Annotated in this window: 12 protein-coding genes; 11 read left to right on the top strand and 1 reads right to left on the bottom strand. The window is 59.4% G+C overall.

All coding sequences use genetic code 11. The annotated features are described in order from the left end of the window. Positions 1 to 38 precede the first annotated feature (38 nt). The 6 genes from pstC (at position 39) to ABD796_RS05020 (ending at position 7,941) form a co-directional block, all read left to right on the top strand. The gene (gene pstC, locus ABD796_RS05045; RefSeq protein WP_344904239.1) at positions 39 to 968 is read left to right on the top strand and encodes a phosphate ABC transporter permease subunit PstC; all 930 of its coding nucleotides are present in this window, start codon (positions 39 to 41) and stop codon (positions 966 to 968) included. Further along, positions 965 to 1,825: a phosphate ABC transporter permease PstA gene (gene pstA, locus ABD796_RS05040; RefSeq protein WP_344903747.1), complete on the top strand. Its 861-nt coding sequence runs from the start codon at positions 965 to 967 to the stop codon at positions 1,823 to 1,825. Before pstC ends, pstA begins: the two co-directional genes overlap by 4 nt. Before the next feature lie 22 nt (positions 1,826 to 1,847). Then, positions 1,848 to 2,600, top strand: coding sequence for a phosphate ABC transporter ATP-binding protein PstB (gene pstB / locus ABD796_RS05035; RefSeq protein WP_344903744.1), 753 nt, complete (start codon positions 1,848 to 1,850; stop codon positions 2,598 to 2,600). Between the two features lie 20 nt (positions 2,601 to 2,620). Continuing rightward, the gene (gene phoU / locus ABD796_RS05030) at positions 2,621 to 3,280 is read left to right on the top strand and encodes a phosphate signaling complex protein PhoU (RefSeq protein ID WP_344904236.1); all 660 of its coding nucleotides are present in this window, start codon (positions 2,621 to 2,623) and stop codon (positions 3,278 to 3,280) included. A gap of 95 nt (positions 3,281 to 3,375) precedes the next feature. Next, positions 3,376 to 5,607 (top strand): bifunctional diguanylate cyclase/phosphodiesterase, encoded by a 2,232-nt coding sequence (locus ABD796_RS05025; protein ID WP_344903741.1) that lies wholly within the window; start codon positions 3,376 to 3,378, stop codon positions 5,605 to 5,607. A gap of 120 nt (positions 5,608 to 5,727) precedes the next feature. Continuing rightward, a complete protein-coding gene (locus tag ABD796_RS05020) occupies positions 5,728 to 7,941 on the top strand; it encodes a methyl-accepting chemotaxis protein (protein ID WP_344903738.1) in 2,214 nt (737 codons plus the stop codon). A 48-nt stretch (positions 7,942 to 7,989) separates the two neighbouring features. On the opposite strand, the gene ABD796_RS05015 is transcribed toward ABD796_RS05020, so the two are convergent. Continuing rightward, entirely contained in the window at positions 7,990 to 8,745 is a 756-nt protein-coding gene (locus ABD796_RS05015) for an HAD family hydrolase (RefSeq protein WP_344903735.1), read from the bottom strand. A 111-nt stretch (positions 8,746 to 8,856) separates the two neighbouring features. Between ABD796_RS05015 and polA the strand changes: the two genes are divergently transcribed. The 5 genes from polA (at position 8,857) to ABD796_RS04990 (ending at position 14,457) form a co-directional block, all read left to right on the top strand. Continuing rightward, positions 8,857 to 11,505 carry a DNA polymerase I gene (gene polA / locus ABD796_RS05010; RefSeq protein ID WP_344903732.1) on the top strand — a complete coding sequence of 883 codons (2,649 nt, stop codon included), beginning with the start codon at positions 8,857 to 8,859 and terminating at the stop codon, positions 11,503 to 11,505. Between the two features lie 28 nt (positions 11,506 to 11,533). Continuing rightward, positions 11,534 to 12,409, top strand: a complete 876-nt coding sequence (gene mutM / locus ABD796_RS05005) for a DNA-formamidopyrimidine glycosylase (RefSeq protein WP_344903729.1) — start codon at positions 11,534 to 11,536, stop codon at positions 12,407 to 12,409. A gap of 102 nt (positions 12,410 to 12,511) precedes the next feature. Next, entirely contained in the window at positions 12,512 to 13,276 is a 765-nt protein-coding gene (locus tag ABD796_RS05000; protein WP_344903726.1) for an MntP/YtaF family protein, read from the top strand. 15 nt (positions 13,277 to 13,291) lie between these two features. Continuing rightward, positions 13,292 to 13,885, top strand: coding sequence for a dephospho-CoA kinase (coaE, locus tag ABD796_RS04995; protein WP_344903723.1), 594 nt, complete (start codon positions 13,292 to 13,294; stop codon positions 13,883 to 13,885). After that, positions 13,864 to 14,457, top strand: coding sequence for a lytic transglycosylase domain-containing protein (locus tag ABD796_RS04990; RefSeq protein WP_344903720.1), 594 nt, complete (start codon positions 13,864 to 13,866; stop codon positions 14,455 to 14,457). The genes coaE and ABD796_RS04990 overlap by 22 nt, the downstream gene beginning before the upstream one ends. The last annotated feature ends 87 nt before the right edge of the window (positions 14,458 to 14,544 follow it).

The raw sequence follows: 14,544 nt of genomic DNA, 5'->3' as shown, positions 1-14,544 counted from the left end.
AGAAAGGAAGAAGGAGGGGGACGCACATGTCCAAGACGATGCAATTGAATGCGGCCGGCGGGGTGGCGGAGCAACCGGAGGCTTCCGCCCGTTGGACCAAACGGCAGAAACGGAAAGACGATGCGATGCGTCTCGTGTTCGTCGGAAGCTCGATTCTGGTTACGCTCATTATTTTCTCGATTATCGGTTTTGTCGGCTATCAGGGCTCGCTGACGTTTCGGGACATCTCCTTGGCGGAGTTTTTTCTGTCCACGGACTGGTCGCCGTCCTCGACGGAGCCCCGCTTTGGCGCGTTGGCCTTTCTGTACAGCACGCTCTTGCTGACGCTGGTGTCCGTATTGCTGGCGGTGCCGCTCGCCTTGTCTGGCGCGCTGTTCATGGCCAAAATCGCTCCGAAGTGGATGCGCGAAATATTGCGCCCGGCAGCCGATCTGTTCGTCGGCATTCCGTCGGTCGTATACGGCCTGATCGGATTGACGATCATCGTCCCGTTTCTCGGTAAAGTGTTCGGCGGTATCGGCTACGGCATCTTGCCTGCGGCGATCATTCTCGCCGTCATGATCCTGCCGACGATCATGTCGATCTCCGAGGATACGCTGCGCGCGCTGCCCAAGCGGCTGGAGGAAGCGTCGATGGCGCTTGGGGCCACCCGGTGGCAGACCATGTGGAGGGTGCTATTGCCTGCGGCGCGCTCGGGCATCCTGACGGCGATCATTCTCGGGATGGGACGGGCTATCGGAGAGACGATGGCGGTGTTTATGGTCATCGGCAACTCGCCGAAAATTCCTTCCTCGCTGCTCGACTCGACTACGGTACTGACGACGGCGATCGTGAAGGATATGGGCAACACGTTCTACGGCACGACCTGGAACAATTCGCTGTACTTGATGGCTCTCTTGCTGCTCTTCATTTCGCTGTCCTTGATTTTGATCATCCGCGTGTTTTCGAGAAGGAGTGAAGCGAAGTGAAGTTGAGCAGATGGACCAACCGGGTAGCCACCGTTTACTTTTGGGTGGTCGGCGTATCGATCATTCTCATTTTGGCCTGGTTTTTGTACCAGATCTTAAGACCAGGGCTTCCGCAGCTCTCGTGGAAATTCATTACCGGCATGCCGCAAGAGCTAACCGCTGGAGGCGGGGTCGGACCGCATCTGTTCAACTCCTTCTATATTTTGATCTTGTCCATGCTGTTCTCGGCGCCGATCGGAATCGGGGCCGGCATTTACTTAAGCATTTACGCCAAGAAGAACAAGTTCACCGATCTGGTGCGCATCTCTGTCGAAGCGCTGTCGTCCGTGCCTTCGATCGTATTCGGACTGTTCGGAGCGCTGATCTTCGTAAACTGGATGGGCTGGAAATTTTCCATCCTGGGCGGCGCGGCGACGCTGGCGCTGCTGAACCTGCCGATTCTCGTCCGGGTGACGGAGGAATCGCTCGCCACCGTACCGGCCTCGTATTGGTCGGCCACGCTTGCGCTCGGTTCGACGCGCTGGCAAGGCATCCGGCGCGTGCTGCTGCCGGCCGCAATGCCGGGACTGATCACGGGCATTACGCTCGTTGCGGGCCGCGCGCTCGGCGAGACGGCGATTCTGATCTATACGGCGGGCACGTCCGTATCGCGCTTTTTTCCCGACTTCAACCCGATGGCCATGGGCGAGACGCTGGCGGTTCATCTGTGGTACGTAGGCGGCAGCTCGCTTGCTCCCGACGCTAAGGAGATCGCCCAGGGCAGCGCAGCGCTGCTGGTCCTCGTCGTGCTCGTCTTCAACCTGCTGATCGCGATCCCAAGCCGCATTATTCAGAGAAAGCTGTCCGGCAACAAATAATGAACCGAGGAGGTCCGGCCCCATGGCGCTGATTGAAATTGAAAAGCTGAACTTGTACTATTCCGAATTTCACGCTCTGAAGAGCATCGATATGGACATCCAGGAGAAATCGATCACCGCCTTTATCGGTCCATCCGGCTGCGGCAAGTCGACGCTGCTGCGCACGCTGAACCGGATGAACGATACGATCAAGGGCGTGCGTATCGAAGGCAAGGTGGCCGTCGGCGGAGAAGATATCTACGCCTCCCGCAACAACGTGGAGACGCTGCGCAAAAACGTCGGCATGGTGTTCCAGCAGCCGAACCCGTTTCCGAAATCGATCTATGAGAACGTGGCTTACGGACCGCGCATCCACGGCACTTCGCGCAAGGCGGAGCTGGACGAGATCGTGGAGAAAAGCTTGCGTTCGGCCGCCCTGTGGGAAGAAGTGAAAGATTATTTGAAGAAGTCCGCCTACGGCCTGTCCGGCGGTCAGCAGCAGCGGCTGTGCATCGCGAGGGCGCTGGCGGTAAGCCCGCAAATTTTGCTGATGGACGAACCGACCTCCGCGCTCGATCCGATCTCCACGCTGAAGATCGAAGAACTGATCCAGGAGCTCAAAGACAACTACACGATCGTCATCGTCACGCACAACATGCAGCAGGCCGCCCGCGTCTCGCACCAGACGGCGTTTTTCCTGAACGGCGAAGTCGTTGAACTGGCGGACACGGTCAAGCTGTTCTCCAATCCGGAGGACCAGCGTACGGAAGATTACATTACCGGTAGATTCGGTTAATTGGGGGACCAGCCACTATGATGACGAAACGCCATAATTTCGACGCGTCTTTGAACGAATTGCGCAAGGAACTGATTGACATGGGCGGCAAAGTGGAGCGGGCCATTCACCTGTCCGTCGAATCGCTCAAGGCGGGCAACCTCGCGCTGGCCCGCGAAGTGATCGCCGGCGACGCGGAGCTGAATGCGATGGAGGAGCGGATCGACGATATCGGCACTCGCCTGATCGCCACCCAGCAGCCGGTAGCCAAAGATTTGCGGCGCATCATTATCGCCTTCCGCATGGCGAGCGACCTGGAGCGGATGGCGGATCTCGCCGTCGACGTCGCCAAGGTGACGCTGCGCATCGGCGAGGAGCCGCTGATCAAGCCGCTCGTGGACATTCCCCGGATGGCCGAGATTGCCCGCCAGATGACGATCGACAGCATCGAAGCGTATGTCCGGGAGGACGTGGATCTAGCTTACCGGATGGCGAAGATGGACGACGACGTCGACCAACTGCACAGCCAAATCATGCGTGAGCTGTTCGGCTTTATGGTAGAAAATCCGCGGACGGTCAACCAGTCGCTGCTGCTGTGCTTCGTCAGCCGCTACCTGGAACGGATGGCCGACCATGCGACGAATATCGGCGAGAGCGTTGTCTATCTCGTGACCGGCAAGCGCCCCGATCTAAACGCCTAAACAACTCGAATACAGACAAAATGAGAGCTTATCCCTGAATAAAATATTCGGTACCGGGGATAAGCTCTTAACTCGTACACGGATGAGGGATCGTCATGCTCGAATGGAGCAAGCAGGAATTGGATTTGATTGCGGAGCGGTTGGAACGGGGAGCCGTGGGGCTTCTGGTCATAGAGGCCGTCTGTCCGCCGGAGCTGGAACGTCTGGGCGGCCGCGCGTACGCCGAACAGATGATCGGGCGCGTACACGAGTCCGCCGAGGCTTGCCTGCCGGAATGGCGCGCCGTATTTTTGCACAAACGGATAGCGGACGATGCGTACCTCTATATCGATATTCAGCCTGGCGTTCCCGACGCCGGGCTCTATGTGCGCGAGGCGTGCGCTCGGATCCGGGTGGAGCTGGAGCAGCGGCTGCGCGACGGCTTGGGCGAAGCGGCAGCCGCCGGCATCCGTGTGAGCGGCTCGCCGCTCGCTTCGGCGAAGGGCGTGAATACGAACGCCGCCGTCTATGCGGCCTTCAAACGGGCGCTGCGCGAGGAGACGCGGGAGCCGTCGGATCGAGCGGACGGGGAGCGGACGGAGCGGTTTCTGGCCATTTTGCGGGAACAGGCGATCCATACCGTTTATCAGCCGATCGTGTCGTTCACCGACGGCAACGTTTTCGGCTACGAGGCGTTGACCCGGGGGCCGGAGCATACCGATTTTCAGTCCCCGCTGGAGCTGTTCAAGTTCGCCGAAGGCGAAGGCATGTTGTATGCGCTCGACCGGCTGGCCCGGGAGAAAGCGATTGCCGGCTGCGGCGGTCTGCGCCGGGATCAGCGCGTCTTCATTAATATACCAGCCCACGTCATACACGATCCGCATTTTACACCCGGCCGGACGCTCCGGCTGTTAGAGCAATGCGGCTTATCCCCGCATAACGTGGTGTTCGAGATTACGGAGCGCAGCTCGCTCGAGGACTTCTCGACCGCGAAAACGATTTTGCAGCATTATCGCAGCCAAGGCTACCAGATCGCCATCGACGACGCGGGCGCGGGGTACTCGTCCTTGCAGGCGATCGCCGAACTGCATCCCGATTATATTAAGGTGGACCGCTCGCTGATCCGCAACATCCATAAAGACAAAATCAAGGAGCATATTCTCGAGACGTTCGTCACGTTTGCGGATAAAATGAATATCCGCATCATCGCCGAAGGCATCGAGCAGACCGACGAGCTGTACAAGCTGATGCAGATGGGCATTCATTTCGGCCAAGGGTATTTGCTGGCCCGCCCGGACCCCGCCATGGCGCCGGTCGAGGAGCGGCTTATCGCGCAAATTCGCCATCGGCAGCGCAGCGGCGGCTCGAACGGTTTTCCGCCGATCGGGGAAATCGCCTCGATCACCCGCGTGCTCGAGCCGACGACGAACATCTCCGAGGCCGCGGGCTATTTCAAGGAGAACGAGAATGCGCTGGCCGCGGTCGTGGTAGCCGACGGAGCACCGGCCGGGCTGGTCATGCGGGAGAAGCTGTTCCAGCAGCTGGCGGGCCAATACGGCATCCCGCTGTACTGGAACCGGCCGATCGCCCGTCTGATGGACCCGCACCCGCTGATCGTCGACGAACGGACGCCGCTTGACCGGGTGTCGCAAATGTCTACCGACCGGGAAACGGGGAGCCTGTACGATTACGTCATTATTACGAGCGGCGGTCGATATGCCGGGGTCGCTTCGATCCGCTCCATTCTGGAATCGATAACGAAGGTACGGCTGGAGCATGCGCGAGTGGCCAATCCGTTAACCGGGTTGCCGGGAAATCTGCAAATCCAGCGCGATCTGAACAAGCGTCTGATGGAGGATCGTACGTTCTCGGTCATCTACGCGGATCTCGACTTTTTCAAATGGTACAACGACCGGTTCGGGTTTCAGAAGGGCGACGAACTGATCCAGTTCACGGCGGCCGTTCTGCGCGAAGCATCCGGGGAAAGTGGCTTATCGGACGATTTTGTCGGACATATCGGCGGCGACGATTTCATCGTACTGTCGGGAACGGAATCGCCTGAAAAGCTTTGCGAGGAAATCATCCGCCGGTTCGATAAAGGAATTTCGGCGTTCATGAACGGGCAGGAGCAGGAAGTCATTTACGACCGGGAAGGCCGGCAGACGAGCGCGGACCGCGTGAACATCTCGCTGTCGCTCATCGTATGCGAGTGCGGAGCGGCGGTCAATGCAGAGTACATATCGAGCGAAGCGGCAAAGTTGAAAAAACGCGCGAAATCTCACATGGGAAGCGTGTATGTCCTAAAGAGAATAGGAGAATCTACGGTACACGAGAAAAGTATGTCATAAAATCTGACTTGACAAATAAAATTATCTGTAAAATCAGAAAAATGTGACAATAAACCCAGGACTTATGGTATAATTTCTAACATGTTACTGCATTCCATAGATATATAGGGGGAGAGCGACATGTTCCATTGGCTGGGGTGGAGAAAAGGGCTGCCGTTATGGCGGTCTTACCGTTTGAACAGGCGGCTGAAGCCGGAGATTGAGCATATTTTCGAAGGAATTGCCGAGAACCGGATGCAGGCGTTGAACGATTGGACGCTCGATTGCTGGCGTCATCTGGAGCGGCTGGCGGAGCATATCCGTTCCTCCGGCACCGGAGGCGGCCCAGAGCTGGCGGTGGCGTGGGCCCCGTTGTTCGAGGCGGCGTACAAGCGAGCGCATGATTTCACCGAGTTGTTCCTGCTCGACGAGGCCGGGCTGGTTGTTTATTCGACGCATGCCCCGCACGAGGGTAAGCGTTACTCCAGCGGTGCCGCCGTCTCCGCCGGGCTGGATTACGCCGCCGCGGGCGGCGAAGGCGCGCGCAAGTGCCTATTCGGGCCTTATGCGGATGACGTGACGGCGGAGATCGGTCCGCGTTCCTCTTCCTTTCACGATAAGATGACGCTGCTGTTCATCCACCCGCTGGCCGATCGCGGACCCTGGAAGGGAGCGTTGTGCGGACGCGTACCCAACGACGTGCTCGGCGATCTGATTCAGCGCGAGTCGGGACATGTCTATCCGGATTCCGGCGATAACTACCTTTTCATGGCGAAGCCTGTCCTTCATACGCATATTGCGCCCGGCACGGCCTTGTCGCGCAGCCGCTTCGAGGACCGCACGTTTACCCAAGGCGAGAATTTGAAGGACGGCGTGACGACCGATTGGGGCATCGTATCCGTAAAGGAGCATACGGAGCTGGAGCTGGTGTTCACCGACCCCGCTACGGGCCGGCTCCACCCCGGCGTCGCCAATACGATTGCGAACGGCAGCAATCTGTTCGTCGAATTTCCCGGTTATTCGGATTACCGGCACATCCCCGTTATCGGCAAAGGGGTGACGTTCCAATTGCCGCATTGTCCGGATCTATGGGGGATGATGTGCGAGGGGGATCTGGAGGAAGTGTACCGGCTGCGCGGAATCGCTTTGCGCCTGCTCCGGTGGCAGCTTCTGCTGCCCAGCGCCTTCGCCGTGGTCGCCGCGCTGGCCGCATATGCGCTGGCCGAACGGGTGCCGCCGGCGCTGACGGCCGCCGCGGTGTTCGCGATTCACGCAGCGGCCATAGGGATTGGCGCCTGGCTGCTGTACAGGCGCAGCGACAAGCGAATCGTCCGCCCGCTGCGCGACATCAACCGGTTTATCCGTTTGAACGCGGAGGGCAAGGGCGATTTGACTCAGCGGCTGGATACCTGCGAATTCGATAACGACGAGACGCGGGAGTTGGCCAAATGGATCAACAACATGATCGACTCGTTGGAGGGCATTATGCTGCAAGTGAAGCTGGCGGCAGGCGACGTAGCGGAGAGCCAGCAGCGGATGAAACAGTCGGCGGCTGCGACTGCCGGCTCTACGGAGCGGGTCGGGGGCAAAGTGAGCGACATGCTTCATGGCATCCGGCTCCAGTTGAAGGATATCGACGTGGCCAAGGACGTGGCGGACGAAATGCGCCAGACGCTGAAGGCGCTCGAAGAGAAGGCGGCGGCGCAAATAGCCTTGGCGCAGGGCGAGGTTGGACGCATCGGGGACAAAATGTCGCATATTTCATCCACGGTCGCTCAGGCGAACGAGACGATCCGCGTCTTCGCGGAAACGGCCAACCAGATCCGCGACGTGCTGCAGGTTATTGAGCGGATATCCGCGCAGACGAACCTGCTCGCGCTTAACGCTTCCATCGAGGCGGCCAGGGTCGGCGAGCATGGCAAAGGATTCGCTGTAGTCGCGGCGGAGATCCGCAAGCTGGCGGATATGACCCGGCAGTCGACCGAAGAAGTTCACGGCATCGTCATGCATATATACGAGCATGCCGGGGAGGCGCAGGCGTCGATGGCGGAAGGGACGAAGGTGGTCGCCGAGGGAACCGAGCTGGTCGCCGTCGCGACGGATACCTTGAACGAGGCGACGGCCGACGACTCGCGCAAGACGCAGGTCGTGGACGAAGTCGTGGCGCTGATGGAGCGGATTGCCGCCGTCAGCATGGAGAACCGGGCGATCTCCGCCGAGGTGGAAGGGAAGGTGCAGGAGCTGATCGCCAACAGTACGGGCGTGCGTCACACTTCCCACAACGTAGAGGCGATCACCCTTTTTTTGCAGCAGCTTGTCGGTCAATTCCGCGTGACCGAGACGCGCAAGCGGTGACGATTCGGTTCCCTGTTTCCTTCCGGCAAAGAAAACGGTTGGAGTTTCTCACAGCTCGAACAGCTCTGTCAGTTCCTTAAAGCTTCGCACGACCGGCACCTCCGAGCTTCCGACCTTGCGTCGGGAGCTTGTTTTGGCGCTTGCCCGGTTCAGCCATACCGCAGGCATGCCCGCTTTCAGCGCTCCGGTCACGTCGTTTTTCCAGGAATCTCCGATCATGACCGCCTGGGCCGGCGAGACGCCCGCGTCCCGGGCGGCGCTGCGGAAGATCGCCGCGTTCGGCTTGCGGACGCCGCCCTTGTCGGAAGCGAAGATGCGCTCCGCAGCAATATGGGCGGACAGGCCGAGCCGGTTGATCACATCGGCCTGCTGCTCCTTGGAGCCGTTCGTAATCACGCCGATTTTGTACCGCCCCGCCAGCTTGGCGACGGCCGTCGGGGCGTCCCCGAACGGGACGGCATGCCCGCGTGCCTGATGCCGCATCTCCCGGAAGAAGGAAGCGACGAAAGCGTCGTTAACCTGAAACGGGTAGTGGCGCAGCGCGGCTTGAAGACATTGCTTCTTGACGGCTTCGGCCGCCTCCGGCTTGCCCCGCAGCGGCGCCGCCTTCCCGCTCCATTCCTCCCTGTACTTGACCAGCACTTGCTGCGGATTCCATTGTCCGTCGCCGTCGTCCCACCGACCGGCGAAGTCGGCCAACACGTTCAAAAAACAAGAATCGAACGAAGCCCGCGGGTCGATCAGCGTATTGTTCATATCGAAGAAAACCGCTTTTGTCGTTTGCGCAGTAAACCGGTGTTTCACCCTGGTCGCCTCCTTGCCATTCATCTATAGGTATGCGGGAGCGGGTTGTTCATATGTGGAACTCGTTATGCTATGATGGAAGAAGGATTTCAGAAATGGGGTGTGCCTGATTTGGAAAAGCTGATTTTGATCGACGGCAACAGTATCGCGAGCCGGGCGTTTTACGCGCTTCCGCTGCTGAGCAATTCGAGCGGACTGCATACGAACGCCGTCTACGGCTTTACGACGATGCTGCTCAAACTGATCGAAGAAGAAAAACCGACACATTTTCTCGTCGCGTTCGATGCCGGGAAGGTGACGTTCCGGCACGCCGATTATAAAGAATATAAAGGCGGACGGGCCAAGACGCCGCCGGAGCTTTCCGAGCAGTTTCCGCTGATCCGCGAGCTCGTGCAGTCGTTTGGCATCGCCCAATTCGAGCTGTCCGGCTACGAGGCGGACGATATTATAGGGACGCTGACCCGGCACGCCGACGAGAAAGGCTTGAACGTCGTCGTCGTCTCCGGAGACAAGGATATGCTGCAGCTCGCTTCCGAGCATGTCACCATCGCGCTGACGCGCAAAGGCATCAGCGAAGTGGACCTGTTCACCCCCGCAGCGATTCAGGACAAATACGGGCTGACCCCAGGCCAGATCACCGATCTGAAAGGCTTGATGGGCGACGCTTCCGACAATATACCCGGCATTCCCGGCGTGGGCGAGAAGACCGCGCTGAAATTTTTGCACCAATTCGGCACGGTCGAGGAGGTGCTGGCGAACGCCGATGAAATATCTGGCAAAATCAAGGATAAAATCAAGGAGCATGCCGACGACGCGCGCATGTCCAAGGAGCTCGCGACCATATTTCGCGACGTCCCGGTCGAGATGAAGCTGGACGAGCTGCAGTACGCCGGCTACGAGGGGACGGCGCTCGGAGCGTTGTTCCGCAAGCTGGAGTTCAAGTCGCTGCTGGACAAGCTGGACTTGACCGCGTCTTCGCAGGAAGGCGAGGAGCAGGAAGCGATCGAGGTGGAGATTGTCGACCGCGACCGGCTCGGGGCGCTTGCCGGCCGTCTGCCCGAGGTCGAGGCGCTGCACATCGAGATCGTCGGGGAAAACCCGCACGTCTCCGACTTTATCGGACTCGCCCTAAGCTTGAAGCAGGGGGGCTGTCTGTTCGTGCCCGCCGCGCTGCTCGACGTGCCCGAGGCGGGCGCGCTGCGCGATTGGATCGCCGACGAGAAGTCGCCCAAGACGGTCTACGACATGCACCGGGCGGAAGTCGGCCTGTACTGGAAAGGCATCGCGCTCGGAGGAGTAGCCTTCGACGTGCTCATTGCCGCTTACTTGCTCGACCCGACCGAGTCGACGCATACGCTGAACGAGCTGGCCGGACGGTACAAGCTTCCGGCTGTTCCTGCCGACGAAGCCGTCTTCGGCAAAGGAGCCAAGTTCAAGGTGCCGGACATTGATACGCTGGGTCTGCACTTGAGCCGCAAGGCCGCTCTGCTGGCGCGTCTGAAACCGATTCTGAACGCCGAGCTGGAGAAGAACGAGATGAGCCGGCTGTATTACGAACTGGAGTTCCCGCTTGCCCGCGTGTTGGCCGGGATGGAGAAAAAGGGCATCCGGGTCGATGCGGGCGGACTGAGACAGCTTGGCGGCGAGCTCGGCCAGGCGATCGAGAAGCTGGTGGAGGGCATTTACAAGGAAGCCGGGTCCGAGTTCAATCTGAACTCGCCCAAGCAGCTTGGGGACATTTTGTTCGACAAGCTCGGGCTGCCGATTATCAAGAAAACCAAAACCGGCTATTCGACCGATGCGGAGGTTCTGGAGAAGCTGGCCCCTTACAACGGAGTCGTGTCCAGCATTTTGAATTATAGGCAGTTGGCCAAGCTGCAGTCCACCTACGTCGAAGGGCTGCTCAAGGAAATACGTCGCGACACCGGCAAGGTGCATACGTATTACCAGCAGACGATCGCGGCCACGGGCAGGCTCAGCAGCCAGTTTCCGAACTTGCAGAACATTCCGATCCGGCTCGAGGAGGGTCGTAAAATCCGCAAAGTTTTCGTACCCGAGGAGCAGGGCTGGCTCATGCTGGCGGCGGACTATTCGCAGATCGAGCTGCGCGTCCTCGCGCATATTTCCGGGGACGAGCGCATGAAGGATGCGTTCCAGAACGATATGGACGTGCATACGAAAACGGCGATGGACGTGTTCGGCGTCCCCGAATCGGCCGTGGACTCCAATATGCGCCGTCAGGCGAAGGCCGTCAACTTCGGCATCGTCTACGGAATCAGCGACTATGGATTGTCGCAAAACCTGAATATTACGCGCAAGGAAGCGGCGCAGTTTATCGAGCAATATTTCGCCGTCTTCGAAGGAGTGCGCCGGTATATGGACGAGATCGTCAAGCAGGCGCGAACGAACGGTTACGTGTCCACGCTGCTGGCGCGCCGCCGTTATTTGCCGGAAATCAACGCCTCCAACTTCAACCTTCGCTCGTTCGCCGAGCGGACGGCGATGAACTCGCCGATCCAAGGCACCGCCGCGGATATTATCAAGCTGGCGATGGTGCAAATCGACGAGCGGATGAAGCGGGAGCGGGTCAGAAGCCGCATGCTGCTGCAGGTGCATGACGAACTCGTATTCGAAGTGCCCGAAGAGGAGCTGGAGCTGATGAAGCAGCTCGTTCCGGAAGTGATGGAGAGCGCTTTGGCGCTGGACGTGCCATTGAAGGTTGACGTCAGCTACGGCGACAACTGGTACGAAGCGAAGTAAAGGAACCATACATCGGGGAGGAGAAAGCATGCCGGAATTGCCGGAGGTAGAGACGGTTCGACGGACGCTGGAGAAGCTCGTCGCGGGCAAAACGATCGAGCGGGTCCGCGTGCTCCTGCCGCGTATTATACAAAAGCCGGATGACCGAGAGCTGTTTTGCGCGATGCTGGAAGGCCGGACAATCGTGGCGGTCGAGCGGCGGGGCAAATTTTTGCGGCTGCTCCTGGACGGCCTTGTACTGGTTTCCCACCTGCGGATGGAGGGGCGGTACGGGGTATACGGGGCCGACGAGGAGCTGGAGAAGCATACGCACGTCGTGTTCCGGTTCACGGACGGCCAGGAGCTGCGCTACAAAGATGTGCGGCAGTTCGGAACGATGCATCTGTTCGGTCCCGGAGAGGACTTGACGCTGCCTCCGCTGAACAAGCTCGGACTGGAGCCGCTGGGCGACGACTTCAGCGCGGCGAAGCTCGTCAAGGTGTTGGCCGGCAAAACGACGAAAATCAAGCCGCTGCTGCTCAATCAAGCATATATCGCCGGTCTCGGCAATATTTATGTCGATGAAGCTTTATTTTTAGCTGGCATTCATCCCGAGCGGACGGCGGACACGTTGACCAAACGGGAGCTCGAGGCGCTGCATGCGGCCATCGTGCGAACGCTGCAGGAAGCGGTGGACGCGGGCGGCTCGTCGATCAAGTCGTACGTCAACGGCCAGGGCGAGATGGGGATGTTCCAGCAGCAGCTGGCCGCCTACGGGCGGAAGGGAGAGCCTTGCCAGCGCTGTGGCAAGCCGATCGTGAAGACGGTGGTCGGCGGCCGGGGCACCCACTTCTGTCCGGACTGTCAGCCGCTCGGTAAAAGCAAGACCGGCCGCAAGACCGGGCAGAAGGCGAAAGACGCTTAAACCCGCTTCGCAGAAGAAGACACCCATTCCCGCCAAGCTTCATAGGATGATCGTATCGTTACGGTCTCGCGAATATGCAGCTTGTGCTGGAGGAGGGTGTTTATGCCTTTTTTATCGTTGGCTGTTTTGGCGCTTGCGGTCAGTTTGGACGGTTTTGGCGTCGGAGTCATGTACGGGCTGCGCAAAATACGCATTCCGCTGCTCTCGATCGCCATCATTTCCTGCTGTTCCGGTCTCGTGATCTTCGTCTCGATGCAGATCGGGGCGTTTATCGCCAACTTCTTGTCCCCTTCCGTCGCTTCCGCCATCGGCGCAGTCATCCTGATCGGCATCGGCCTGTGGGCGATCGTTCAGATGTGGAGGCAGCGGGCGGACGGCGGCAGAACGGCGGGAACAGTGGAGGCGGAGCCAACTGCCAAAGCGCGGACGGGACGGGTCGCGGAAGCGCATACCGGCGACGGGACGTCCGACGTGCGGCAGGACCATCCGGAATCGGCAGCGGAAATAGCCGCTGGGAGCGTCATTCGGCCGGTGCTGCGGATCGAGATGAAGCGGCTAGGCCTCGTTATCGAAATATTGCGCACCCCGGCGCTTGCCGACGTGGACCGGTCGGGCTACATATCGCCTTCGGAGGCGGTGCTGCTCGGCGTGGCGCTGTCGCTCGACGCTTTCGGGGCGGGGATCGGCGCGGCGTTTATCGGCTTTGCGCCGCTCGTAACGGCCGGCGTCATTGCCTTGGCCAGCGGGTTGTTCATATCGCTGGGCTTGCGCTTCGGCTTCGCGTTTGCCGACGCGCGCTGGCTGCAGCGGCTGGCGGTGCTGCCGGGCTGCATGCTGATCGCAATGGGCGTCATGAAACTGATGTAAGGGGCGTGTGGCTGCATGAATATCGGATTGACCGGAGGGATTGCTTGCGGTAAAAGTACGGTCGCCGCCATGCTTGTCCGGCGCGGGGCGCTGTTGATCGATGCCGATCTGATCGCCCGGGAAGTGGTGCTTCCCGGAGCGCCCGCGCTGGCGCTCGTGGCCGAACGGTTCGGCTCTTCCGTGCTGAGCGAGGACGGCAGCCTGAACCGGAAAGCGTTGGGCGACGTCGTATTCAAGGACGAGAAGGCGAGAAAGGATCTCGAAGCCCTCCTGCACCCCCGCATTCGCGCTCTGATGCGCGAACGGATGGAGGAGACGCATTCTTCCGCGCCGGACAAGCTCGTTATTGTTGATGTACCGCTTTTGTTCGAATCGAAGCTTGCTTTTATGTTCGATAGCACGCTGCTCGTCTACATTCCGCGTGAGCTCCAGCTGTCCCGGCTGCAAAGCCGCGACGGGTTGACGTCGGAGCAGGCGGAGAGCCGGCTGGCGGCGCAAATGCCGATCGAGGAAAAAAAGCGGCTAGCCGACGAGGTGATCGACAACAGCGGAACGATTGCCGATACGGAGCGGCAGGTGGACGAATTTTGCAAACGAAAGGAACGGTAATGAGGTTTCTGCGTAAGAAAAGAGTATTCGTCCTATTGTTCGTTTCTCTGCTCATCTTATTGTTCTACAATACGGCCTGGCTGGGAAAATGGGTATACCCGATCCGCCACGACCAGGACATTGCGCTCAGCGCGCGGTCGTACGGCGTTGATCCGTTTATGGTCGCCGCCATTATAAGGGTGGAAACGAACTTTAACCCGGATAAGGTATCCCGGAAGGGTGCGGTCGGCCTGATGCAGCTGATGCCGGATACGGCGGAATGGGTCGTTCAGAAGGCGGGATATGCGGAAGAAACGTCGCAACTGCTACATAGGGCGGATGTAAACATTGAAGTAGGTGCCTGGTATTTAAAATCGTTGTATAATCAATTTGACAACAATCCGATCGCCGTGCTGGCCGCCTATAATGCCGGACCCGGCAACGCGCGGAAATGGCTGGACAACGGAACGTGGGACGGAACGTTGAAGGGGCTGGGAAACATTCCGTTCGGTGAGACGAGGCATTATGTACAGCGCGTGCTCTACTACTACGACAAATACGCCAAGCTATACGAAGACCGCTTCAGCACGTAGCGGCATGCTTGCGCGAATGCATAGATAGCCCGATCCGTTGGGAGATTCCGGTTTTGCGGCATAATAAAACGCCGGACAAGCTTCGGG

It is taken from the genome of Paenibacillus hodogayensis, assembly GCF_039536325.1.
Lineage (GTDB): Bacteria > Bacillota > Bacilli > Paenibacillales > NBRC-103111 > Paenibacillus_AB > Paenibacillus_AB hodogayensis.
The sequence above is the reverse complement of the archived record's forward strand: the minus strand, read 5'-3'. Positions and strand labels throughout refer to the sequence as shown.